The organism is Actinomadura sp. WMMA1423 (assembly GCF_006547145.1).
Lineage (GTDB): Bacteria > Actinomycetota > Actinomycetes > Streptosporangiales > Streptosporangiaceae > Spirillospora.
The window spans coordinates 8,489,288-8,511,697 of sequence record NZ_CP041244.1; the positions used below are offsets into that span (position 1 = coordinate 8,489,288).

23 protein-coding genes are annotated in these 22,410 nt (G+C 75.0%); 9 read left to right on the forward strand and 14 right to left on the reverse strand.

Going from position 1 to position 22,410, the window contains the following annotated elements:
• The first annotated feature begins 250 nt into the window (after positions 1 to 250).
• Positions 251 to 1,066, forward strand: a complete 816-nt coding sequence (locus FKD65_RS39210) for an SGNH/GDSL hydrolase family protein (protein ID WP_141584458.1) — start codon at positions 251 to 253, stop codon at positions 1,064 to 1,066.
• On the opposite strand, the gene FKD65_RS39215 is transcribed toward FKD65_RS39210, so the two are convergent.
• From FKD65_RS39215 to FKD65_RS39230, 4 genes are all read right to left on the reverse strand, one after another.
• Positions 1,012 to 2,181, reverse strand: a complete 1,170-nt coding sequence (locus tag FKD65_RS39215) for a Cmx/CmrA family chloramphenicol efflux MFS transporter (RefSeq protein ID WP_141584460.1) — start codon at positions 2,179 to 2,181, stop codon at positions 1,012 to 1,014. The genes FKD65_RS39210 and FKD65_RS39215 overlap by 55 nt on opposite strands.
• Before the next feature lie 210 nt (positions 2,182 to 2,391).
• Positions 2,392 to 3,171 carry an MgtC/SapB family protein gene (locus FKD65_RS39220; RefSeq protein WP_141584463.1) on the reverse strand — a complete coding sequence of 260 codons (780 nt, stop codon included), beginning with the start codon at positions 3,169 to 3,171 and terminating at the stop codon, positions 2,392 to 2,394.
• 11 nt (positions 3,172 to 3,182) lie between these two features.
• A complete protein-coding gene (locus FKD65_RS39225) occupies positions 3,183 to 3,827 on the reverse strand; it encodes an HAD family hydrolase (protein ID WP_168221323.1) in 645 nt (214 codons plus the stop codon).
• 35 nt (positions 3,828 to 3,862) lie between these two features.
• Entirely contained in the window at positions 3,863 to 4,753 is an 891-nt protein-coding gene (locus FKD65_RS39230) for a MurR/RpiR family transcriptional regulator (protein WP_141584467.1), read from the reverse strand.
• A 138-nt stretch (positions 4,754 to 4,891) separates the two neighbouring features.
• Here FKD65_RS39230 and FKD65_RS39235 point away from each other — a divergent pair, with 138 nt between their 5' ends.
• Positions 4,892 to 5,464 (forward strand): TetR/AcrR family transcriptional regulator, encoded by a 573-nt coding sequence (locus FKD65_RS39235; RefSeq protein WP_141584469.1) that lies wholly within the window; start codon positions 4,892 to 4,894, stop codon positions 5,462 to 5,464.
• Positions 5,454 to 6,263, forward strand: a complete 810-nt coding sequence (locus FKD65_RS39240) for an amidohydrolase family protein (RefSeq protein ID WP_141584471.1) — start codon at positions 5,454 to 5,456, stop codon at positions 6,261 to 6,263. The genes FKD65_RS39235 and FKD65_RS39240 overlap by 11 nt, the downstream gene beginning before the upstream one ends.
• 18 nt (positions 6,264 to 6,281) lie before the next feature.
• Here FKD65_RS39240 and FKD65_RS39245 read toward each other — a convergent pair whose 3' ends face one another.
• From FKD65_RS39245 to FKD65_RS44630, 6 genes are all read right to left on the reverse strand, one after another.
• Positions 6,282 to 7,328, reverse strand: coding sequence for a lysylphosphatidylglycerol synthase domain-containing protein (locus FKD65_RS39245; RefSeq protein ID WP_141584473.1), 1,047 nt, complete (start codon positions 7,326 to 7,328; stop codon positions 6,282 to 6,284).
• Positions 7,329 to 7,431: 103 nt separating this feature from the next.
• The gene (locus FKD65_RS39250; protein WP_141584475.1) at positions 7,432 to 8,364 is read right to left on the reverse strand and encodes an oxygenase MpaB family protein; all 933 of its coding nucleotides are present in this window, start codon (positions 8,362 to 8,364) and stop codon (positions 7,432 to 7,434) included.
• A 178-nt stretch (positions 8,365 to 8,542) separates the two neighbouring features.
• A complete protein-coding gene (locus FKD65_RS39255; RefSeq protein WP_141584478.1) occupies positions 8,543 to 9,736 on the reverse strand; it encodes a beta-ketoacyl synthase N-terminal-like domain-containing protein in 1,194 nt (397 codons plus the stop codon).
• Positions 9,737 to 9,835: 99 nt separating this feature from the next.
• Complete coding sequence (locus FKD65_RS39260; protein ID WP_141584480.1) at positions 9,836 to 10,891, reverse strand: low specificity L-threonine aldolase; 1,056 nt, start codon at positions 10,889 to 10,891, stop codon at positions 9,836 to 9,838.
• A gap of 80 nt (positions 10,892 to 10,971) precedes the next feature.
• Positions 10,972 to 11,535 (reverse strand): hypothetical protein, encoded by a 564-nt coding sequence (locus tag FKD65_RS39265; protein ID WP_141584482.1) that lies wholly within the window; start codon positions 11,533 to 11,535, stop codon positions 10,972 to 10,974.
• 82 nt (positions 11,536 to 11,617) lie between these two features.
• Complete coding sequence (locus tag FKD65_RS44630) at positions 11,618 to 11,785, reverse strand: hypothetical protein (protein WP_168221324.1); 168 nt, start codon at positions 11,783 to 11,785, stop codon at positions 11,618 to 11,620.
• A gap of 229 nt (positions 11,786 to 12,014) precedes the next feature.
• Between FKD65_RS44630 and FKD65_RS39270 the strand changes: the two genes are divergently transcribed.
• Entirely contained in the window at positions 12,015 to 13,508 is a 1,494-nt protein-coding gene (locus FKD65_RS39270) for a GAF domain-containing protein (RefSeq protein ID WP_141584484.1), read from the forward strand.
• On the opposite strand, the gene FKD65_RS39275 is transcribed toward FKD65_RS39270, so the two are convergent.
• Positions 13,492 to 14,214 carry a histidine phosphatase family protein gene (locus FKD65_RS39275; protein WP_141584487.1) on the reverse strand — a complete coding sequence of 241 codons (723 nt, stop codon included), beginning with the start codon at positions 14,212 to 14,214 and terminating at the stop codon, positions 13,492 to 13,494. The two genes, FKD65_RS39270 and FKD65_RS39275, sit on opposite strands and share 17 nt — an antisense overlap.
• Before the next feature lie 114 nt (positions 14,215 to 14,328).
• Between FKD65_RS39275 and FKD65_RS39280 the strand changes: the two genes are divergently transcribed.
• Positions 14,329 to 14,694, forward strand: a complete 366-nt coding sequence (locus tag FKD65_RS39280; protein ID WP_141584489.1) for a hypothetical protein — start codon at positions 14,329 to 14,331, stop codon at positions 14,692 to 14,694.
• A gap of 229 nt (positions 14,695 to 14,923) precedes the next feature.
• A complete protein-coding gene (locus FKD65_RS39285) occupies positions 14,924 to 15,331 on the forward strand; it encodes a hypothetical protein (RefSeq protein ID WP_141587367.1) in 408 nt (135 codons plus the stop codon).
• Between the two features lie 73 nt (positions 15,332 to 15,404).
• Here the strand turns inward: FKD65_RS39285 and FKD65_RS39290 are convergent, their stop codons facing one another.
• A complete protein-coding gene (locus FKD65_RS39290) occupies positions 15,405 to 16,172 on the reverse strand; it encodes an NERD domain-containing protein (RefSeq protein WP_141584492.1) in 768 nt (255 codons plus the stop codon).
• A 286-nt stretch (positions 16,173 to 16,458) separates the two neighbouring features.
• Between FKD65_RS39290 and hrpB the strand changes: the two genes are divergently transcribed.
• The gene (hrpB, locus tag FKD65_RS39295) at positions 16,459 to 18,951 is read left to right on the forward strand and encodes an ATP-dependent helicase HrpB (protein WP_141584494.1); all 2,493 of its coding nucleotides are present in this window, start codon (positions 16,459 to 16,461) and stop codon (positions 18,949 to 18,951) included.
• On the opposite strand, the gene FKD65_RS39300 is transcribed toward hrpB, so the two are convergent.
• Positions 18,938 to 19,687 carry a TetR/AcrR family transcriptional regulator gene (locus tag FKD65_RS39300; protein WP_141584496.1) on the reverse strand — a complete coding sequence of 250 codons (750 nt, stop codon included), beginning with the start codon at positions 19,685 to 19,687 and terminating at the stop codon, positions 18,938 to 18,940. The genes hrpB and FKD65_RS39300 overlap by 14 nt on opposite strands.
• 93 nt (positions 19,688 to 19,780) lie before the next feature.
• On the opposite strand from FKD65_RS39300, the gene FKD65_RS39305 reads away from it, so the two are divergent.
• Both FKD65_RS39305 and FKD65_RS39310 read left to right on the forward strand, forming a co-directional pair.
• Positions 19,781 to 20,737 (forward strand): ATP-binding cassette domain-containing protein, encoded by a 957-nt coding sequence (locus tag FKD65_RS39305; RefSeq protein ID WP_240809827.1) that lies wholly within the window; start codon positions 19,781 to 19,783, stop codon positions 20,735 to 20,737.
• A 107-nt stretch (positions 20,738 to 20,844) separates the two neighbouring features.
• Complete coding sequence (locus tag FKD65_RS39310; RefSeq protein WP_141584500.1) at positions 20,845 to 21,639, forward strand: ABC transporter permease; 795 nt, start codon at positions 20,845 to 20,847, stop codon at positions 21,637 to 21,639.
• Here FKD65_RS39310 and FKD65_RS39315 read toward each other — a convergent pair.
• A complete protein-coding gene (locus FKD65_RS39315) occupies positions 21,636 to 22,358 on the reverse strand; it encodes a hypothetical protein (RefSeq protein ID WP_141584502.1) in 723 nt (240 codons plus the stop codon). The genes FKD65_RS39310 and FKD65_RS39315 overlap by 4 nt on opposite strands.
• Between the last annotated feature and the right edge of the window lie 52 nt (positions 22,359 to 22,410).

Genomic DNA, 22,410 nt, shown 5'->3' on the forward strand with positions numbered 1-22,410 from the left:
CCCACGTGAGGGGCGTGCGGGATGGACGGCGGTGAAGGGGAACGTGGTGCGCGACGGCTCTTCCGGGACGCCTGGGAAACGCACCGAAATGGTTGTTAGGTTTTGTGGTTGACTTCCCTGAAATTTCGGCTATTCCGGATTTCAACGGCGAATCCTGCCAAGCAGAGTTGATCAGTCTGGGGCTTCGAAAAATGGTCCCGCGGGTATAAGTCGCAGGACACAATTCGATACGTCGCCCCGGAGTGTGCAGATGCGCCTTCCCCGCCCCAGCCTGGTCGCCTTCGGTGCGGCGGCCCTGGCCGCCGCCTCACTGGTGTGGCCCTCGACCGCCTCGGCGGCCGGTGCCAACTACGTCGCCCTCGGCGACTCCTACTCCTCCGGCACGGGGGCCGGGAACTACGACCCGAACAGCGGCAACTGCCAGCGCAGCGCCAACGCCTACCCCAACCTGTGGGCGTCGGCGCACGCCACGTCGTCCTACAAGTTCGTGGCCTGCTCCGGCGCGACGACCACGAGCGTCGCCAGCGGCCAGCTCGGCGCGCTCGACTCCTCGACGACGCTCGTGAGCATCACCGCCGGCGGCAACGACGCCGGGTTCGCCGACGTCATGCAGACCTGCGTGCTGTACTCGAACACGACCTGCCAGAACAGGGTGACGCAGGCCGAGACCTACATGAAGAACACCCTGCCCGGCCAGCTGGACTCGCTGTACGGCAAGATCCGCGCGAAGTCCCCGTCGGCGCGGGTGGTGGTGCTCGGCTACCCGCGCCTCTACATCATCGTCGACTGGTGCGCGGGGCTCGGCAACACCAAGCGCACCGCGCTCAACCACGCCGCCGACACCCTCGACGGCGTGCTGTCGGCGGCCGCCGGGCGCGCCGGGTTCACCTGGTCGGACGTCCGCGACGAGTTCGCCGGGCACGAGCTGTGCTCGGGCGACGGCTGGCTCAACGCGGTCACGATCCCGATCGGCTCGTCCTACCACCCGACCGCGCTCGGCCACCGCTCCGGCTACCTGCCCGCGCTGACGGGCTCGGCGAGCCTGGCCCTCCAGAAGCAGACCTGACCGGCGAGCAGCGCGATCGCGCCGGCCATCAGCAGCGCGCTCACCCACACGGGCGAGCGGTAGCCGAGGCCGGCGCCGATCGCGGTGCCGCCCAGCCACGGGCCGACCGCGCCGCCCACGTTGAACGCCGCCGTGGCGAACCCGCCCGCCAGCGTCGGGGCCGCGGAGCCCTGGTCCAGGACGCGTGAGATCAGTGCCGGGCCCGTCCCGAACGCCAGCATCCCCTGGACGAACACCAGCGCCACCACCGCCGCCGGGCTCCCGGCCGTCAGCGCCAGGACGGCCCACCCGGCGGCCAGGGACGTCATGCCCGCCGCGATCAGGGCGGCCGGGTGCGCGTCGGCGAGCCGCCCGCCGGCGGCGACACCCGCGAAGGACCCCGCGCCGAAGAGCGCCAGCAGCGCCGGAACCCAGGCGGCGCCGAGACCGGTCACGTTCGTGGCGAGCGGCGCGAGGTAGGTGAACGTGCAGAACGTCGCGCCCTGGAACAGCGCGTTGACCGAGAGGGTGAGCAGGAGGCGGCCGTCCGCGAGGACCCGCAGCTCGCTGCGGGCGCTTCCCACCGACGGGCGCTCCTCCGGGACGGCCCTGGCGATCGCGGCGACGGCGGGCAGCGACACCAGCGCGACCGCCCAGAAGGCCGCCCGCCAGCCCCACGCCCCGCCGAGCACCGCGCCCGCCGGGACACCGGCGACGCAGGCGACGGTGACGCCGCCGACCACGACGGACGTGGCGCGGGCGCGGGCGGCGGGGGGAACGAGCGCGGTCGCGGTGGCGAGCGCCACGGCCCAGAACCCGGCGTTCGCCAGGGCGGCGGCGACGCGGGTCGCCAGCAGCACCCCGTAGCTGGTGGTGAGCGCGCCGGCGACGTGGACGGCGACGAAGACGGTCAGGAAGGCCAGCAGCGCGCGGCGGCGCGGCCACCGGCGGGCGAGCAGCGTCATGGACGGCGCGCCGGCCACCATGCCGACCGCGAAGGCCGAGGTGAGCAGGCCCGCGGCGGGGATGGACACGCCCAGGTCGGCGGCGATGCCCGGCACGAGGCCGGACAGCATGAATTCGGAGGTGCCCTGGGCGAACACGGCGAGCCCGAGGACGTAGACGGCGAACGGCAAGGGGAGACTCCCGAGACGAGCGGACGGGTCGGCTGGTCGGTGGGGAGGGCTGCGCCGGGATGGCCGTCCGGCATCGCACGGACGGCGGTGGCGAGAGAAGAGATCCCTCGGTCAGAGGGCGAAGGCAGCCCGCCTCAGGCGGCCCGCACGAGAGGGGAGCCGCCCGGGAGTCAGCGTCTGTCGGACTCGGGGCTGGACATGGTCATGAGATTAGCGCACCTTCAGGCCGCGATCCGGTCGGTTCCGGCGGGCCGGCGTCCGGCGGGGGACCTGCGGCAGGCGCAGCCGGAGCCGGGCCGACGCGGGCCGCAGGCTCACCCGGATCAGCCCGTTCTCGCCGGAGAGCGGTTCGAGTTCCCTGCCGAGGCGGGGGCGGTCGGCGTGCCGCAGGACCAGTTCCACGGTGCGGGCGCCGTCCGGCCCGAGGCTCCCGCCCCCTCGCAGCGCGAGGCGGTCGACCGTGGCCTCCGCCGCCGCCACGGCCTCGAGGATGCGGCTCAGCGTTCCGGCGGTCGGACGGTACTCCACGACGAGCGACGTCGGCCGCCGCGACCGGCCCCGGCCGGCCGGCTTGAGCAGCCGCAGGCCGGTGAGCACCGCCACCACCATCACGACCCCGACGATGACCGGCCAGAACGCCCCGGCCCCCGCCGACAGGCCGAGCGCCGCGCTGAGCCACAGGGTGGCCGCGGTGGTCAGGCCCCGCACGATCATCCCGTCCTTGACGATGGCGCCGGCGCCGATGAACCCGATGCCCGAGGCGACCTGCGCGGCCACCCGGGCGGGGTCGGAGATGCCCGCCCCCGTCACGTCGGCGAACCCGTAGGCGCCGCTGATGGTGAAGACCGCGGAGCCGACCGCGACCAGCGTGTGCGTGCGGATCCCCGCGACGTGGTCGCCGACCTCGCGCTCGTAGCCGATGGCGATGCCCGCGCCGGCGGCGACGGTCAGCCGGAGCAGGAGGTCGAGGAAGGGGAGATCGGGGTGCATGGCGGTGGTCGTCAGGCGGCTGGGACGCCCGTGAAGAGCATGCCCAGGGACGCCAGGTTCCACACGACGACTTCCGCCCCCGCCTCGGCGAGGGCCGCCGCGGGCCGGTAGCCGCGCCCGAACCCCACCGGGTAGGCGCCGGCGGCGAACGCCGAGCGGATGTCGTACTCGACGTCGCCCACGTAGACCACCGGTCCCCGGCCGCCCGCGACGAGGCGGGACAGGACGGCCGCCTTGTCCCCGGCCGATCCGACGACGTCCGCGAGGAGGTGGCCGACGCCGAGGCGGCGGGCGTCCGACAGGACCGACTGGGAGGAGGCCGCGCTCACGACGACGACGTGCACGCCGCAGTCGGCGGCGGTCCGCAGGATCTCGGCGGCTCCCGGGCTCAGCGGCGCCGTCTCGGCCGCCATCTCCTCGTTCCATCTCTTCTCGGCCTCGTCCGACCGCTGCTCGGCGATGCCGAGGCGGGCGAAGAACTCGCGCATCGGAAGGGTGAAGGCCGCCCGGAAACCGGGCTCGCCGAGGGGCGCCAGACCGTGCTCGCGCAGCACGCGGTTGGTGGCGCGCAGGGCTCGTCCGGTGTCGTCGACCAGGGTGCCGTTCCAGTCGAAGGCGAGGACACCGGGACGGCCCGGGCGTTTCGTCGGCGTCATGTGCAGGCGTCTCCCTTCCGCGGGACGGGCGCTCATCAGAACCGGTGCTCCGCCAGGACGCCGCCGGTGAGTTCGAGGTTGGCCGACGCCGCCGCCGGGCGGCGCAGGGCCAGTGACACGAACATCGCGTCCAGGAGGGAGAGGTGGGCGATGCGGCTGGTCATGGCCTCGATCCGGAAGGAGGTCTCGCGGCCGCCCGCCACCAGCACGGTGTCGGTGACGGCGGTGAGGGGCGAGCGGGCGAAGCTGGTGACCGCGATCGTCGCCGCCCGCACGCCGTGGGCCGCCTCCATCGTCGACACCGTCTCCCGCGTCGACCCCGTGTGGCTGACGGCCAGGCAGGCGTCGGACGGGCCGAGCAGCCGCGCGGCCACGTGCTGCACGTGCGCGTCCGCGGGCGCGTCGGCGTGCAGGCCGATCGTCATCAAGCGGTAGGCGAAGTCCTGGGCGAGCGGAGCCGACGTCCCGACGCCCACGACCAGGATCCGGCCGGCTCCGTGAAGCGCGTCGACGGCCGCGTCCAGCCGTCCGGGGTCGATCGTGGAGCCGAGGTCCCGCAGCGCGTCCGCGTCCGCGGCGAGGATCTTGGTGAGGACGTCGGCGGGCCGGTCGCCGGGATCGATGCGCGACTCGATGAGCGCGTCCCCGCTGCCGAGTTCCCGGGCGATGGCCAGCTTCAGCGCGTGGAACCCCCGCAGGCCGAGCCGCTGGCAGAAGCGCACGACCGTGGACGACGCGGTGCCGGCCTCCGCCGCGAGGTCGCTCACGGTCAGGTGGATCACCGCCGGCGGGTTGGCGAGGATCGCGTCCGCGACGCTGCGGTCACCGCGGACGTAGGAGGGGCGCATCGCCCGGATGCGGGCGAGGACCCCGGAGCCCTCGGCCGCTCCGGGCTCGTCCGGGGACGGTGCGGCGGCAGGCGTCATCGATCCTCCTGGATGTGAATTCCAGAAAGGGTAATCGAATCTGGAACTGACGTCCAGAGTTGTGCGGTCCGGTGAGCGGATCCCGCCCTGCGAGCCGAGTTGCACGAACATTGTTCTGGTATGGCAGAATAAAATTCTATGGGGGAGGCCGGACGGGAGCGGATCCTGCGCGCGGCGCTCGAGCTGTTCGGGCGCGACGGGGTCGCCGGCACCACGCTGAGCGGGCTCAGGGCCGCGAGCGGGGTGAGCGTGGGCAGCTTCTACCACCACTTCGCGGGCAAGGAGCAGGTGGCGGAGGCGCTGTTCGTCGAGAGCATCGCGATGTACCAGGACGCCTTCCTCGCCGAGCTGAAGGCCCATGACGGCGCGCGGGAGGCGGTGGCCTCGGTCGTGGCCTTCCACGTGCGGTGGTGCAGGGAGCATCCCGGCCGGGCCCGGTTCATGTTCACCGAACGTCCCGCCGGGAGCGAGGCGCTGGCCGAGCGCAACGGCGCGTTCTTCCGCGAGGTGCGCAGCTGGTGGCGCGTCCAGGCGCGGCACGGCGCGCTGCTGGACGTGGACGCGGTGACCGCGTTCGTCCTCTGGCTCGGCCCCGCGCAGGAGCTGTGCCGGCTGTGGCTGAACGGCCAGAGCCCCGAGCCGGACGGCGGGCAGGTCGAGTCGCTGAGAGAGGCCGCGTGGCGGTCGGTTGGAGGTCCCGATGGTGGTTGACGCGTGGATGCAGCACGGAACGGTGCGGTTCCTGCGCCACGAGATGCTCGACTCGCTGTGGAGGTGGACGGGGCAGAAGCCTCCGGAGGAGGAGATCCCGGTCGGTACCACCGTGGCCGCCATGGACGCCGGGGGAGTGGACGTCGGCCTGATCAGCGCCTGGTACGGGCCGGAGGGCGACCTCGTGAGCAACGACGAGGTCGCGTCCTTCGTCCGGCAGGCCCCCGGCCGGCTCGCCGGCATCGCCTCGGTCGACCTGCGCAAGCCCATGGAGGCCGTGCGGGAGCTGAGGCGGTGCGTGCGCGACCTGGGCTTCAAGGGGCTGCGCGTGGTTCCGTGGCTGTGGGAGCTCCCGCCCACCGACCGGCGCTTCTACCCCCTGTTCGCCGAGTGCGTGGAGCTCGGCGTCCCCTTCTGCACGCAGGTCGGCCACACCGGCCCCCTGCGCCCGAGCGAGACGGGCCGGCCGATCCCGTACGTCGACCAGGTGGCGCTCGACTTCCCCGAGCTCGTCATCGTGGGCGGGCACATCGGCTACCCGTGGACGGAGGAGATGGTCGCGGTGTGCCGCAAGCACCCGAACGTCTACATCGACACGTCCGCCTACACGGTGCGCAGGTACCCGCCGGAGCTCGTCCGGTACATGACCCAGGACCGGCACCACAAGGTCATGTTCGGCACCAACTACCCGATGATGACCGCCGAGCGGGCGCTCAAGGGCCTGGACGACCTCGGCCTCGGCGACGACGCCCGCGAGGCGTTCCTGGCGGGCAACGCCCAGAAGGTCTTCGCCCTATAATGATCTACAATGTAAAGGTCACCGCCGGAGCGTCCGGCAGGCGAGCAGCCCGAAGGGGACCGGCGCCCAGTACGTGACCGCCCGGAAGAGCAGCACGGCGTGCAGGGCCGGGCCCGCGGTGATGCCGAGGGCGGCGAGCGCGGCCACGAGGGCGGCCTCGGTGGACCCGATGCCGCCCGGCGTCGGGACGGCCGAGCCCGCCGCCGCCCCCACCAGGTAGGCGGCGAGGAGCGCCGGCGCGTCGGCCGGCCCCACGGCGGTCCCGGGGACGGCGAGGACGCTGAGGGCGAACGCGACGCCGAGCGCGAACGTGGTCCCCGCGGACGCGGCGAGGGTGAGCGCCAGGTCGCGAGGGCGGCGGCACAGGTCGGCGAGCCCCGAGGCGGCGCTCCGCGCGGCGGTGGACCGGATCGCCCGGCGCCCCCACAGCGCGGCGGCCGGCAGCAGCACCCCGCCGGCGACGAGCAGCGGGAGGGGCGGCACGAGGTCGGCGGCCCGGGAGGCGTGGTGGCCGAGGGCGTCCAGCATCCGGTCGTTCCCGCCGCCCGGGCCGAGGGCGGCGCCGAGCCCGAGGACGGCGCCCATCAGCAGTAGGTCGGCGGGGACGCCGGCCACCTGGAGCACCGCCACGGCGACGACCGCCCGCGGCAGGGGCAGGCCGCGGCAGACGAGGTAGCGGGTGTTGACGGCCGCGGCGCCGAGGCCGCCCGGCGTGACGCGGTTGGCGGCCGACGCGGTGAACTGCGTCATCGTCGTGCTGACCAGCGGCAGCGGACGGCCCGCCGCGCCGCGCAGCGCGACCGCGGAGCACACGTAGTGCAGGAAGGAAAGCAGTACCAGGCCCGGCAGGAAACCCCAGCGCATGTGGCCGAGCGCGGCGAGCCCCGGCCGCAGCGGACCGGCGGTCACCAGCACGGCGGCGAGGAGGAGGGCCGAGAGGAGCCCGGCGAGGGCCCAGCGGGCCCGGCGGATCCGCTGGGCCAGGGACGGCGTCAGGGCGTCGGCGCCAAGGCCCGGGAACTTGGCGGACGCCGCGGGGTCGGCTCCGGCGGCGATCGTCTCCACACCTCAGTGTCCGGTCACCCGCCTGAAGCGCATGCGACCTCCGGACCCCCTCGACGCGAACGTTGCGTGACCTGCGGGGCGCGCGCCCGCAGGTCACGGCGGGTCAGGCGGCCGGCCGGTAGCGGTTCTGGCGGGTCTGGGCGCCGATGTAGCGCAGCATGCTGCGCAGGGCCCAGTGGTTGAGGCCGGTGGGCATCATGCGGTAGCCCTGCCGGTTGGCCAGGGCGAGCGCGGCGAACCGGGCCTGGTCGAGCGGGGACCAGGGGATGTCGAAGCGGTCCCGGACGACCTGCGGCAGGCAGCCGAAGGTGATCAGGCGGAGCGGGCGCTCGATGACGAGGCGCCCGGCGCGGTCGAGCCGGGCGCCGCCGACGGGCAGCAGGGTGACGGTGTCGGAGCCGTGCTTGGCGATCTCCAGGGCGCGGGCGGCGGCCGGGGTGAGCTCCAGGGTCCGGGTGCAGACGCGCCAGAACTTGGACTGGAAGGCGGCGTAGTCGGCGGGGACCGGGCGCATGCTGACGCCGTAGCGGGAGTACCAGGTGACGGTCTCGGCGTACATCTGCTCGTGGTCCTCGGCGGTGAGGGTGCCGGGGTGGAAGGTCTCGGCGGCCTTGAAGATCTCCCAGGTGAACGTGGCGTGCGCCCACCAGAACGTCTCCGGTTCGAGGGCGTGGTAGCGGCGGGCGAGCTCGTCGACGCCGCCGATCGCGCGGTGCAGGTCGCGGATGGAGCGGGCGCGGGCGGTGGCGTCCGGGGCGAGGATCGTCGCCCAGATCTGCGGGACGGACCGGTGGATGCGGTCGAACGGGGCGTCGAAGAACGCCGAGTGCTCGGAGACGCCCGCGCCGATGCCGGGATGCATGAGCTGCATCAGGCCGGCGGCGGCGCCGGGCAGCAGGGAGCGAAGGTCGGCGGCGTGGCGCCACAGGAGCGTGCCGGGGCCGAGTGGAGCGCGTGCGGCCGTGCGGGCGGGCCTGCGGGCGGCTGCGGTGACGACCGTCGGGGGCGGGAGCGAGGGCGGGGACGGGGCGGGCATCGCACCTCCTGCCAGCGAACACTTACTCCCACCGTAACGGCCGTGAGACAGAAGTCAATCTTTGTCGCACGGCAGGACGTCCGGGTACCACCCTCCCAGGACGGGTTCGCCCCGCCCCTCCATGCGGTGCCCGGCCGGGCATGGCATGGAGGGACGGGGCGTCCGGCGTGCTCCAGGTTCAGGCGGACGCGGGCTTGTACACGGCGACGGCGCAGGCGCTGCCGAGGCCGATGTTGTGCTGGAGGGCGACGCGGGCGCCGTCCACCTGGCGGGCGCCGGCCTTGCCGCGCAGCTGCCACGTCAGCTCGGCGCACTGGGCGAGGCCGGTGGCGCCGAGGGGGTGGCCCTTGGAGATGAGACCGCCGGAGGGGTTCACGACCCACTTGCCGCCGTAGGTGGTGGCCTCGTCGTCGACGAGCTTGTGCCCCTCGCCGACCTCGGCCATGCCGAGCGCCTCGTAGGTGATGAGCTCGTTGGCGCTGAAGCAGTCGTGCAGCTCGATGACGTCGACGTCGTCGATGGACACCTGCGCCTCGTCCATGGCCTTGCGGGCGGCGCGCTGGGAGACGCCGAAGCCGACGACCTGGATGGAGGAGTGGTCGGCGAAGCTCTCCTGGGTGTCGGTCGCGATGTGGTGCCCGGCGATCTCGACGGCCTGGTCCCACAGGTCGTGCTCGTCCAGGAACCGCTCGCTGACGACGAGCGCGGCGCCGGCGCCGTCGGAGGTGGGCGAGCACTGCAGCTTGGTCAGCGGGTCGAAGATCATCGTCGCGTTCTTGACGTCGTCCAGGGAGTACTCCGTCTGGAACTGCGCGTACGGGTTGTTGACCGAGTGCTTGTGGTTCTTCCAGCCGATCCAGGCGTAGTGGTCGGGGTTGGAGCCGTACTTCTCCATGTGCTCGCGGCCGGCGTTGCCGAACATCTGCGGCATGGGCGCCTTGTCCAGCTCCCACTCGCGGCCCGCGGTCATGGACCGCAGGTGGTGGTCGATGATGGTGACCTTGGACTCGCCCATGCCGGCGCCGAGCGAGCCCTTCTTCATCTTCTCCATGCCGAGGGCGAGCGCGCAGTCCGCCAGGCCGCCGCGGACGGCCTGGCGGGCGAGGAACAGCGCGCTGGACCCGGTCGCGCATGCGTTCATGACGGTCATGACCGGGATGCCCGTCAGGCCGGTCTCGTAGAGGGCGCGCTGGCCCATCGACCCGTACATCGAGCCGGCGTAGGCCATCTCGACGGCGTCGTAGCCGACGCCCGCGTCCTCCAGGGCGCTGCCGACGGCCTCCTTGGCCATGTCGGGGTACTCCCAGTCGCGGGAGCCGGGCTTCTCGAACTTGGTCATGCCCACGCCGACGACGAAGGTGCGGTTGGCCATCAGGCTCGCCTCCTGTAACCGAATCATGTTCGGTCACACCATAACCCGCGGGCGGTCCGGCGGCCCGGGCGCTCCCGATGTACGGGACGAACGGGCCGGTCAGGCGGCCGTCTCCTCGGCGAGGGCGGCGGCGAACGCGTCCACGTCGCCCTCGGTGGTGTCGAAGGAGCAGACCCAGCGCACCTCGCCGGTCGCCGCGTCCCAGGTGTAGAACGGGAACCGCTTGCGCAGCCGCTCGGCCGCGTCCTTGCGCATGAGCGCGAACACCGAGTTGGCCTGCACGGGCTGGGTGATCTCGACCCCGGGGACCGCGCGGGCGGCGGCCTCCAGGCGGCGGGCCATCGCGTTGGCGTGGGAGGCGTTGCGCAGCCACAGGTCGCCGTCCAGCAGCGCGAGGAGCTGCGCCGACACGTACCGCATCTTGGACGCCAGCTGCATGCTCGACTTTCGCAGGTACTCCAGCCCCCGAACGGCGGCCGGGTTCAGCACGACGACCGCCTCGCCGAGCAGCAGCCCGTTCTTGGTGCCGCCGAACGACAGCACGTCCACGCCCGCGTCGGTGGTGAGGGCGCGCAGCGGCAGTCCGAGGGACGCGGCGGCGTTGGCGATGCGCGCGCCGTCCATGTGGACCGACAGGCCGCGCTCGTGCGCCGCCGCCGCGACGGCCGCGGTCTCGTCCGGGGTGTAGACGGTGCCGAGCTCGGTGCTCTGAGTGATCGACACGACGGCGGGCTCCCGCCGCTGGATGTTGCCGAAGCCCGTCGCGTACCGGTCGACGAGGCCCGGGGTGAGCTTGCCGTCGGCGGCCGGGACCGGGATGAGCTTCAGTCCCGCGATCTTCTCGGCCGCGCCGCACTCGTCGGTGTTGATGTGCGCCGACTCCGGGCACACCACCGCGCTCCACCGCTCCGACATCGCCTGGAGCGACACGACGTTCGCGCCCGTCCCGTTGAACATCGGGAAGACCTCGGCCTGCTCGCCGAAGTGGCGGCGGACGACCTCGCGGAGCCGGCCCGTGACGGTGTCGTCGCCGTAGGCGGGCTGGTGCCCGGTGTTGACCTCGGACAGGGCCGCGAGGACCTCCGGGTGGACGGTGGCCTGGTTGTCGCTGGCGAAACTGCGTTCGGACGGCTGGGAAGCGGACGGCTGAGTCATGCGCCCATTCTCCCGGACGTCCCGCGGTGCGCCTTTCCTGCAATGGCGCCCGGGGCGTGCGGCGGCGATGGCCGCGGCCGTCACGCCGGGCGGTCGGTGAGGTTCTGCACCGGGGCGGGGGCGGCCTCGGCGGGCGGCTCGGCCGTGCGCAGCGCCATCCGGGCGCGCATCGCGTCCAGGTCGTCGCCGAACCTGCTGACGGTGGACTCCAGGTCCCGCCAGAGCCCGGTCCGCTGCTCCAGTGCGGCGATCTTGGTGCGCAGGTCGGCGACGCGCCGCTCCGCGGCCTCCAGCCGGGTGCTGTTGCCGGCGTTCTCGCGGCCGGTCCGGATCAGGCTGGTGGCGACGGCGGCCAGGTCGCGCTCGGTGTCGTCCATGCGCTCGTCCAGGCGCGGCAGCAGCCGGTCGTTGAGCTGCCGGACCAGCGAGTCGAGCTCGGCCCGGACGGCGCGGAGCTCGGCGTCCTGGTCGCGGACCGCCTGCTCTATGATCAGGACGCGCTCCATGAAGGAGGGCAGCAGCCTGATCAGCTCGGCCGACCGCTCCAGATCCCGCCCGGCTCTGACGAGGACGCCGGCGCCCTCGCGCAGATGGCGCTCCACCTCGGCGGCGGCGCGGCGGACGAGACCCGGGATCACGGTCATGGCGCTCCCTTCCGGGGCCGAGGGGTGGAATCTCCTTAAACTGTAGGCGAATCGGCCGTGAACATTTTGTGAACCGGGCGGTTTATTTCGGCGCCGCCACCGGCTCCCGGACGGCGGGCGGCGGCCGCGTCCGGCCGGGCGGCAGGCCGCAGGCGCACAGCCCCCGGGTCACGATGAGCAAGGCGCGCTCGGCGGTGTAGTCCGACCGGCTCAGGGCCGGGCGGACGCGGCGGCATGTCAGGCAGAGCATGGTCGTCGGACCTCCCCGTGGCGCCGGCTGAGCGGGCCGTCCCGCACGCATTCCCCCCGGACGCGTGCGGGACGGCGGACCCACCGGACGGTCCCTCGACTCCCCGGCGCCGCTCACCGTAGGCGCTCCCACGTTGCACGCACGTTGCGGTCGTCCGATCACCGACGGTGCCGGGATCCGGCCCGTGCGGGATCCGGCGAACCGGTTGCGCCGCCCCGGCGATGGACCGATGCTCGAAGCGGGCCGGGTTCCTGTCCGGGAGAAAGGGCTGGTGGTGGTGCGCGAGCCGGTGACCGTCCGGCCGCCGATCGCCGAGTCGTGGCGGCGCTGCGAGAACGCCGGCGTCGACCCGGGCACGGCGGCGGCGCCCCTGGTGTTCGACCGGGACGCGCTCGCCGACGCCCGCGCCGCGCACCCCCTCGAACCGCACCTGCCGGTGCTCCAGGCGCTGCTGCGGCGGGTCGCCGACGAGACCGAGCACCTGCTGGTGATCACCGACGCCGCCGGGCGCGTGCTGTGGACGCAGGGCCCGGCCTCCGCCCGCCGCGCCGCCGACGCGATCGGCCTGACCGCGGGCTTCCTGTGGTCGGAGGACGCCGTCGGGACCAACGGCATCGGCACCGCGCTCGCCTCCGGGCGGCCCGAGGCCGTGTACGCCGCCGAGCACGTCGCGCACGTCCTGCACGGCTGGTCGTGCGCGGGCGCGCCCATCAGCGACCCCGACTCGGGGCGCGTGGTCGGCTGCATCGACGTCAGCGCGACGGCGCGGGCGCTGCACCCGGCGACCGTCGCACTCGTCTCCGCCGCGGCGCGGCTGGCCGAGGCGCGGATGGAGAACGACATGCTCGGTCGCGACCAGCGGCTGCGCGAGCGGCTCCTGCCGCATCTGCGGGGGCTGCGCGGCACCGGCGTGCTCGCCACCGCCACCGGGCGCATCCTCGCCGCGCCCGGGGGCGCGCTCGTCGGCAGGCGGGTGGCCGTCCCCGAGCCCGGAGGCACGGTCGTCCTGCCGGACGGCCGCACCGCCGTGGCCGAGCCGCTCGGCGAGGCGTTCCTGCTGCGGGTGCCGGGGGCCCGCGGCCTGGTCGACGCGAGCACCCCGGCGGAGCGCGGCCTCGCGGCCAGGCCCGCGGCGGCCGCGGCGCCGCTGCTGTCGCTGGTGCTGCTCGGCGACGGGCCGCCCTACGCGCTGCTGGACGGGCGGCGCTTCGAGCTGACCTTGCGGCACGCCGAGATCCTCGCGCTGCTGGCGCTGCATCCGCGGGGGCTGAGCGGCGACCGGCTCTCGCTGCACCTGTACGGCGAGGACGGCAGCGCGGCGACCGTCCGCCCCGAGATCCACCGGCTCCGCCAGCGGTTCGGCGGCGTCGTGCGGGCCCGCCCCTACCGGTTCGGCTGCGCGGTGGACGCCGACTTCCTCACCGTCCGGCGCCTGCTGGACGCCGGGGACGTGGCCGGCGCCGTGCGGCTGTACGGGGGCGAGCTGCTGCCGCGCTCGGACGCGCCGGCCGTCCGCGCGGAACGCGACGAGCTGTCGGTGCGGGTGCGGCGGCAGGTGCTCGACCGGGGCTGCGGAGACGTGCTGTGGGCCTACGCGCAGACCGAGGCGGGCCGCGCCGACCTGGAGGTGCTGGAACGCCTGCGCGGCGCGCTGCCGCCGGCCGATCCGCGGCTGGCCGCGGTCGCCTCGCGCACCGCCCGGCTGCTCAGCGGGGAGGCGTAGGGGGCGGCACCGGGGCGCCCAGGTGGGCGCGCTCGTTGTAGCAGACGGCCGCGAGCGCGTCCCCGTCGTGGCACCACCGGGTGACCGAGGCGTTGGCGATCGGCTCCTTCTCGATCTCCATGATCTCCTGCTCGGTCAGCTCCTCCACCAGGTAGCGCGTCATGACGACGATCGCGTCGTGGGCGACGACCAGGGCCCGCCCGCCCGGCGCGGCGGCCTGCAGGTCGCGGTAGAAGCTGCGCAGCCGCAGCGCCAGGTCGGCCCACGACTCGCCGCCGGGCGGCCGGTGGTAGAACTTGCCGAGGTGACGCAGCCGGTCGGCCTCGCCGGGGAACCGGTTCTGGACGCCCCGGGCGGTGAGCCCCTGGAGGACGCCCATCTCGCGGTCGCGGATCCGCTCGTCGATCCGGATCCGGGGGGTGGCGAACGACGTCTCGGCGAGCGCGATCCTGGCGGTGTCGAGGGCCCGCACGTAGGGGGAGGAGATCACCGTCGTCGGGCGCTCGTCCTCGGGCAGGGCCTCCAGCCAGCGGCCGAGCGCCGCCGCCTGGGCGCGGCCCTTGTCCGACAGCGGGATGTCGGCGTCCCGCTCGGGGATGTCGACCTCCTCGGCGTCGGTGCCGAGGACCGCCTGGTGGGCGAGGTTGCCGGTGCTCTCTCCGTGCCGGGTCAGGATCAGCCATCGCAGCGCGTTCACGCCCGCCATGCTCCCACGCCCCACCGGCCCCCCATGCCCGCCGGGTCCCCGGCCCCGGTGCTGCACGGCATGGCGGGTGGGGGCGGCGCGGTTGCTCTACAGCCGGTAGTACTCTTTGGTGCCGTGACGAACGTGCTGTCCACCGCGGTCATCGTGGTGGCGCTGCTGGCCGCCGGGTACGCCCTCGTGACGGTGCTGCGCGGCCGGGCGATGGGGGCCGGCGACCTCGCCGCGTTCGGCGTGCTGGAGGTGCTGCTGGTCGCGCAGGCCGTGGTCGCCTTCGTCAAGCTCTCCGGCGGCGAGGGGCCGGACGGGCCCGCCACCTTCGTCGGCTACCTGCTGGGATCGCTGCTGGTCCCCGTCGCCGGCGCGGGATGGGGCCTGCTGGAGCGCACCCGGTGGGGGCCCGGCGTGCTCGTCGTGGCCGGGGTGGCCGTCGCCGTCATGATCGTGCGGATGAACCAGCTGTGGAGCGGCACCGGTGCCTGAGCCCGAACGCGAGCCCGTCCGCGAACACGAGCCCCCCGGCGAGAACGGGCCCGTCCGCGAGAGTGAGCCCGTCCGCGAGGGCGAACCGGTCCGCGAGACCGGAGCCGTCCGCGAGACCGGGGCCCGGGGGCCGCTGACCCGCGCGGACGACGGCGCCCGCGCCGGCGCCGAGGCCCGCACGGGCGGCGGTGCCCGTCCCGGCGGCGGCGTCGCCGACGGGCCGGGGCGGCTGCTGGTCGCCGTCTACGCGGTCTTCGCGCTCGCGGCCGGCGCGCGGGCGGGCGTGCAGATCGCCACCGCGTTCTCCGAAGCGCCGGTCGCCTACCTGCTGTCGGCGTTCGCGGCGGCCGTCTATGTCCTGGCGACGGTGGCCCTGGCCCGTGGCGGCCGGACGTCGTTCCGGATCGCCGTCGCCGCCTGCTCGACGGAACTGGTGGGCGTGCTCGCGGTGGGCACGCTCAGCGTCGCCGACCCCGCCGCGTTCCCCGACGACTCCGTCTGGTCCATGTACGGGCGCGGCTACGGGTTCGTGCCCCTGGTGCTGCCCGTCCTGGGCCTTCTCTGGCTGCGCCGCACCGCCCGCAGAGGTGGCGGAACCCCCGCGGGCGGTGGGCGCCCTGTGGACGGCGGCGTGTGAGCCCTCCGGCCACAGGTGTCTCGTGGTCATGCCGTCCTCCTGTGCGGGGACCGGTCTCCCGTGCGGGGACCGGTCAGGCGGCGGCCTGGACCGAAATGCTCGAACCGATGGGCAGGGCGCGCACGGCGGCCTGGGTGATCGCCTCGACCTCCTCGGGGGAGCGGTCGGCGGTCGGGTTTCCGCGCATCCAGCGGATCAGCTTCAGCGGCGGCGCGAAGACGATGCCGTCGGCGGTGAAGGGCGTCCGGGCGAGCTTGCCGCCGTGCACGGCCAGCACGGGCGTGACCGTCACCGGCGTCCCGGCGGTGCGGGTGATCGCCGCGGCGGCGGCCTCGGCCCGCGCGGTGAGCGCGGCGACGAGCTTGGACTGCGTCCGGCCGTCGATGAACAGCCGGCCGCCGTGCTGGGACACCTCGGCCCCGGGCGACCACGCCTCGTTGTGCACGAGCCACACCCCGCCGGGCCCGACCACCAGTTCGTCGGCGGTCCCGTGCTCGGGGACGGTGCGGGAATGCAGCACGCGGTGCCCGCGCCGCTCCAGTGTGTGGCGAAGGAAGCGGTCCATGCGCTCCTGTCCGCGCAGCCCGAGCCGCCACACCCGCGACGAGTTGTAAATGCGCCAATGGACGAGTGCGTCCGCGGCCGCCACCGCGGCGGCCATCACGATTCCGAAAACGGCGTTGACCAGCAGCCCGCACAACACAAGCGTCGCCGCCGCCAGAAAGGCGCGCGTCCGCAACCGTCCTTTTCGGCCCCGCTGCCAGAGTTCCTCGTACACCGCCTGCGGCGAACCGCCGGTGAAAGCGGGACGGTCCCTGAGGTAGATGGAACTGCCGAACATGTCCGCCCTCCAAGCACCTGCTGCGACGCCACCAGTATGGGGACGGACCGGCATTCCCGCCACACTTCGCGAGGTGACTTAAATCAAACTCCCGCGCCACTTCTGGGGCCTGGGGCATTGCTCACCTGCCCGTTCGCCCTGGATTGGGCGCGTCGATTCGGGGCATACTCGAGAACGGCCCCCGGAGATTGGCTGAAAGGCGCGGTGCAACTATCACCGCAACATTCAAGGCCTTTTTCGCTGCAATTGATTTCCGGGGGCGCCGGCGGGGCGGCAGACTGGGACGATGCACCTCAGCGCCGCCGAAGGCCTCCCCGTCCGCGCCGCCGTCCCCGCCCTGCGCGCGGCCCTGGACGAGGGCGGCGCGGCGGTGCTGGCGGCGCCTCCCGGCACCGGGAAGACCACCCTCGTTCCCCTCGCCCTCGCGGGTCTCGCCCTCGGCGCCCCGCCCGCCCCGGGCAAGGTCCTGGTGCTGGAGCCCCGCCGTCTCGCCGCCCGCGCCGCCGCCCGCCGCATGGCGTGGCTGCTCGGTGAACGCGTCGGCGACCGGGTAGGCGTGACCGTCCGCGGAGAGTCCCGGCCGGGCAGCCGGGTGGACGTCGTCACCACCGGCGTCGTGCTCCAGCGCCTCCAGTCCGACCCCGAACTCGACGGCGTCGGCACGGTGATCCTGGACGAGTGCCACGAGCGGCACCTGGACGCCGACACCGCGCTGGCGTTCCTCCTCGACGTCCGCGCCGCGCTGCGCCCCGACCTGCGCGTGGTGGCCGCGTCCGCGACCGCCGACACCGGCCCGTGGTCGCGCCTCCTCGGCGGCGCGCCCGTCGTGGAGACCGCGGCGGCCCTGCACCCGGTCGAGACGGTCTGGGCGCCGCCGCCGCGCCCCGTCCCGCCGCCGCACGGTATGCGCGTCGACCCGGCACTGCTCGCCCACGTCGCCGCGACCGCCCGGCGCGCCCTCGCCGAGCGCGACGGCGACGTCCTGTGCTTCCTGCCGGGGGTCGGCGAGATCACCCGGGTCGCGGGGCTGCTGGCGGGGGCGCCCGCCGAGGTCCTGCAGATCCACGGCCGGGCGCCGGGGCACGCGCAGGACGAGGTGCTCGCGCCCTCGCCGCACCGCCGGATCGTGCTCGCCACCTCGGTCGCCGAGTCGAGCCTGACCGTCCCCGGCGTCCGCGCGGTCGTGGACTGCGGCCTGGCCCGCGAGCCCCGCACCGACCACGCCCGCGGCCTCGGCTCGCTCACGACCGTCCGCGCGTCCCGCGCCACCGCCGACCAGCGCGCGGGACGCGCCGGGCGCGAGGCCCCCGGCACCGTCTACCGGTGCTGGACCCAGGCCGAGCACGACCGCCTCCCGGCCCGGCCCCGCCCCGAGATCGAGCTGGCCGACCTCACCGGCTTCGCCCTCCAGGCGGCCTGCTGGGGCGACCCCGACGCGTCCGGCCTCGCCCTGCTCGACCCGCCCCCGCCCGCCGCGATGGACGCCGCCCGCGGCACCCTGCACGCCCTCGGCGCACTGCGGGAGGGCCGGGCCACCGACCGCGGGCGCCGCCTGGCCGGCGTCGGCCTGCACCCCCGGCTCGCCCGCGCCCTGCTCGACGGCGCCCGGCGGGTCGGCGCGCGCGACGCGGCCCAGATCGTCGCCCTGCTCTCCGAGCCGCCGCCCCGCTCGGCGGGCGACGACCTCACCGCCGTCTGGCGCGGCCTGCGGGGCCGGAGCCGTCCCGCCGACCCGCACGCGGCGCGCTGGCGCGACGAGGCGGCCCGCCTCGCCAGGTCGCTGCCCGAGCGGGACGAGGCCCGGCAGTCCCGCGGCGACGACCACGCGGCGGGGGTCGTGGTGGCGCTGGCGTTCCCGGAGCGGGTGGCGCGGCGGCGGGGGAGCGGCTACCTGATGGCCTCCGGGACCGGCGCCGAGCTCGCGGACGGGTCGGCGCTGGCCGGGGCGCGCCCCGAGTGGCTCGCGGTCGCGGCGGCCGACCGGCCCGCCGGGGCGGCGTCGGCGCGGGCCCGGCAGGCCGTGGTGATCGACGAGGAGGTCGCGCGGGCCGCGGCGGCCCCGCTGGTGGAGACCGCCGAGGAGGTGGCGTGGCGCGACGGCGACGTGGTCGCGCGCCGCGTCGAGCGCCTCGGCGCGATCGAGCTGGACGCGCGGCCGCTGCGCGACCCCGACCCCGGACTCGTGCGCGCCGCCCTGCTGGACGGGGTGCGCGCGGAGGGCCTCGGCCTGCTGCGCTGGACCCCGGGGGCCGTCGCGCTGCGGGAGCGGCTGGCGTTCCTGCGCGAGGCCCTCGGGGAGCCCTGGCCGGCCGTCGGGGACGCGGCACTGCTGGAGCGGGCACCGGAGTGGCTGTCCGGCGCGCGGCGGCGGGCCGACCTTGCGAAGGTCGACGTCGCGGGCATGCTGCGCGGGCTGCTGCCGTGGGACCTGGCGAAGCGTCTGGACGAGTACGCCCCCGAGCGGGTCGAGGTGCCGTCCGGCTCCCGGATCCGGGTCGACTACTCGGGGGAGCGGCCCGTCCTCGCGGTGAAGCTCCAGGAGCTGTTCGGGTGGGACGCGGCGCCGCGGCTCGCCGGCGGGCGGGTCCCCCTGGTGGTGCACCTGCTCTCGCCGGCGGGGCGCCCGGCGGCGGTCACCGCCGACCTGGCCTCGTTCTGGCGCGAGGGGTACCGCGCGGTGCGGGCCGAGCTGCGCGGCCGGTACCCCCGGCACCCGTGGCCCGAGGACCCGGCGAACGCCGTGCCGACGAAGCGGACCAAGCGGGCTAGCGGGAGCTGACCAGCACCTCGATGCCGTCCAGGACGCGGGCGAGGCCGAACTCGAAGGCGCGGCCGGGCGCGACGGCCGCGTTGTACTCGCGCCCGGTGGCGGCGCCGACCCGGGTGCCGAGCGGGTAGTCGTCCTCGTTCACGAGCGCCTCCAGCAGGGGGGCGCTCGCCTCCCACCACTGCTCGTCGGTGATCCCGCTGCGGCGCTCGGCCTCGGCGGCGTCGACCGACACGCGGGCGGCGCTCTCGGCGAAGCCGGTCACGAGCGCGACGACCGAGTCCATCTCCAGGTCGCCGAGGCCGAGGCCGTCCACGGCGCGCAGCTCGTACTCGTACTTGGCGCACGTGTTCGGGCCGAGCGGCGGCCGCGCCTTGGTGATCTCCAGCAGCCACGGGTGCCGGTGGAACAGCGCCCAGTTGTCGCGGGCGATGTGCTCCAGGCGGTCGCGCCAGGAGCCGTGGTCCGGCGGCGTCAGCTCGCCGAAAGCGCGGTCGACCATGACGTCGATCAGCTCCGCCTTGCCCGGGACGTAGGTGTAGATCGACATGGGGGAGACGCCCAGCTCCTCGGCGATGCGGCGGATGGACGGCCCGTCCAGGCCCTCGGCGTCGGCCAGCCGGATCGCGGCCTGGACGATCTCCTCCGCGGTCAGGCGGGGCTTGGGGCCGCGGCGCGGGCGCTCCCGCACGCCCCACAGCAGCTCCAGGGTGCGCTTGGGGTCGCCCGCCCCGCTGTACTCGGTCACCGGCCGATCCTCTCAGGGATGAAACTCTGTACTGCGTACGTTATATTGGCCGCGATGGTAAATCCGTACTGCGTACATAGTTTTGGAGGACGGGTGACGGAACAACGGTTCGCGGTCGCCGCCGAGGGGCTGCGCAAGCGCTACGGCGGCACCGAGGCCCTCGCCGGTCTGGACCTGCGCGTCCCCGCCGGGACGGTGCACGGCCTGCTCGGCCCGAACGGCGCGGGCAAGACCACCGCCGTCCGCATCCTGACCACGCTCGCGCGGCCCGACTCCGGCACCGCCCGCGTGGCCGGGCACGACGTGGTGCGCGAGGCCGTCGAGGTGCGGCGCCGCATCGGGCTCGTCGGGCAGCACGCCGCGGTCGACGAGGTGCTCGGCGGGCGGCAGAACCTCGTCATGTTCGGCCGCCTCCACCACCTCGGGGCCAGGCGGGCGCGCCGGCGGGCCGACGAGCTCCTGGAGCGGTTCGGGCTCACCGACGCCGCCGCCAAGCCCGCGGGCCAGTACTCGGGGGGCATGCGGCGGCGCCTCGACCTGGCCGCCTCCATGATCCTCGCGCCGCCCGTGCTGTTCCTGGACGAGCCGACCACCGGCCTCGACCCGCGCAGCCGGGGCGAGGTGTGGGACTCGATCCGCGACCTGGTGGAGGGCGGCACGACCGTCCTGCTCACCACCCAGTACCTGGAGGAGGCCGACCGGCTCGCCTCCGGGGTCTCGGTGATCGACCATGGCCGCGTCATCGCCGAGGGGACCCCCGACGAGCTCAAGGCGCGGCTCGGCGGCGACCGCGTCGAGGTCGTCGTCGACGACCCCGCGGCGCTGGCCTCCGCCGCCGAGATCGTCGCCCGGGTCGCGACCGGCGAGGTCGACGTCGACGCCGAGGCCCTGCGCGTCGGGGCGCCGGTCGCGGGGCGGGCGGCCGCGCTGACCGAGGCCGTCCGGGGGCTGGACGAGGCGGGCGTCGCGGTCGCCGACATCGGCCTGCGCCGGCCCACGCTGGACGAGGTGTTCCTGCACCTCACCGAGAGGAAGGAGGTCGCCCTGTGAGCGAAGCGGACCGGGGGGCGTGGGGGGTCGTCCCCCCACAGGGAGGAGGCCCTGTGAGCGAAGCGGACCGGGGGGCGTGGGGGGTCGTCCCCCCTCGGGGAGGCCCTGTGAGTGTTCAGACCGTGAGGTGGGCCGCGGCCGACGGGTGGGTGCTCACCACGCGCGCCCTGGCCCACTGGGCGCGCAAGCCGGGCGAGGTCGCCGTGGCGCTGCTGTTCCCGGTGATGGTCGTGCTGATGATGGGCTACCTGTTCGGCGGCCAGATGGAGGTGCCCGGCGGCGGCGCCTACCGGGAGTTCATCGTCCCCGGCATGTTCGCCCTGACGATGGCGTTCGGGGTCGAGACGACGTTCGCCGCGATCGCGACCGACGCGAGCAAGGGCGTGACCGACCGGTTCCGGTCGATGCCGATGGCCTCGTCCGCCGTCGTGGTGGGCCGGGCCACCGCCGACATGCTGCACTCGGTCGTCGCGCTGGCCGTGATGGCGGCCTGCGGCGTGCTGATCGGCTGGCGCGTCCACGACGGTGCGGCGAAGGCACTCGCGGGGCTCGGACTCCTGCTCCTGCTGCGGTTCTCGCTGGTCTGGCTCGGCGTCTACCTCGGCCTGAAGGCCAAGGGGCCGGAGTCGGTGGCGGCCGTCCAGATCCTGGTGTGGCCGATCGGGTTCCTGTCCAGCGCGCTGGTGGCGCCGAGCACGATGCCGGGCTGGCTGGGCGCGATCGCCGAGTGGAACCCGATGTCGGCCACCGTGACGGCGTGCCGGGAGCTGTTCGGCGAGCCGGTCGCGGGCGGGTCGTGGGCGGCCCAGCACAGCGTGCTGATGGCCGTGGTGTGGCCGCTGGTGATCGCGGCGGTGTTCGCCCCGCTGTCGGTCCGCCGCTACCGCGCCCTCGGCCGCTAGGGCAGCAGGGACACCCGGTGCCGGGCCAGCGCCAGCGCCGGGTAGCACGCCTCGGGCAGGGGCCCCGCGCCGTTCCCCGCGCCGGAGCCGCCGAGCGCCGCGCGGAGCCTCGCCCCCACGGCCGCCGCGTCGTGGGGCTGGACGACGCACAGCTCGGCCTGCATCGCCTGCCGCGCCGCCGCCATCAGCGCCGGGACGTCCCCGACGATCACGACCTCGGCGGGGGCGTCGCCGTAGGCGAGCCGGACGGCGAGGGCGTGCATCCCGGCGGTGCCGGCGTCCTCGTAGCGGAACTCGCAGACCAGGCGGTCGCCGTCCAGCGGCCCCTCCTGGATCAGCCACGCCTGCCCGGGGACGACCCGCCCGAGCGACCCCTCCCAGGGCGCCGCCGGGACGTCGGCGAGCCGGCCGGCGGCGCGGGCCGCGGCCGCGCGGCCCTCGGCCGGGCCGATCGCGGCGAGCGCCCGCAGGAAGGCCCGCGCGCCCGGGGTGGCCGCCGCGTGCAGGGAGCCGATCAGGTCGCCGAGCGCGGCGCGCCGCGCCGCGGTGTGCGGGGCCGCCGCCTCCAGGCCGCCCAGCTGCGCGGACGTCCACATCTCGGCCTGCAGCGGGCCGGGCTGCGCGGGCAGCGCCTCGGCCTCCCGGACGTAGGCCGCGTACACCTCGCGGAGCCCCGGCAGCATCAGCTCGGGGCCCGCGGACGGTCGGGTCGCACTCACCGCCTCAGCCTATGAGACGCGGGGGAGCGGCCCGGCCGCGCCGCCGGGACGC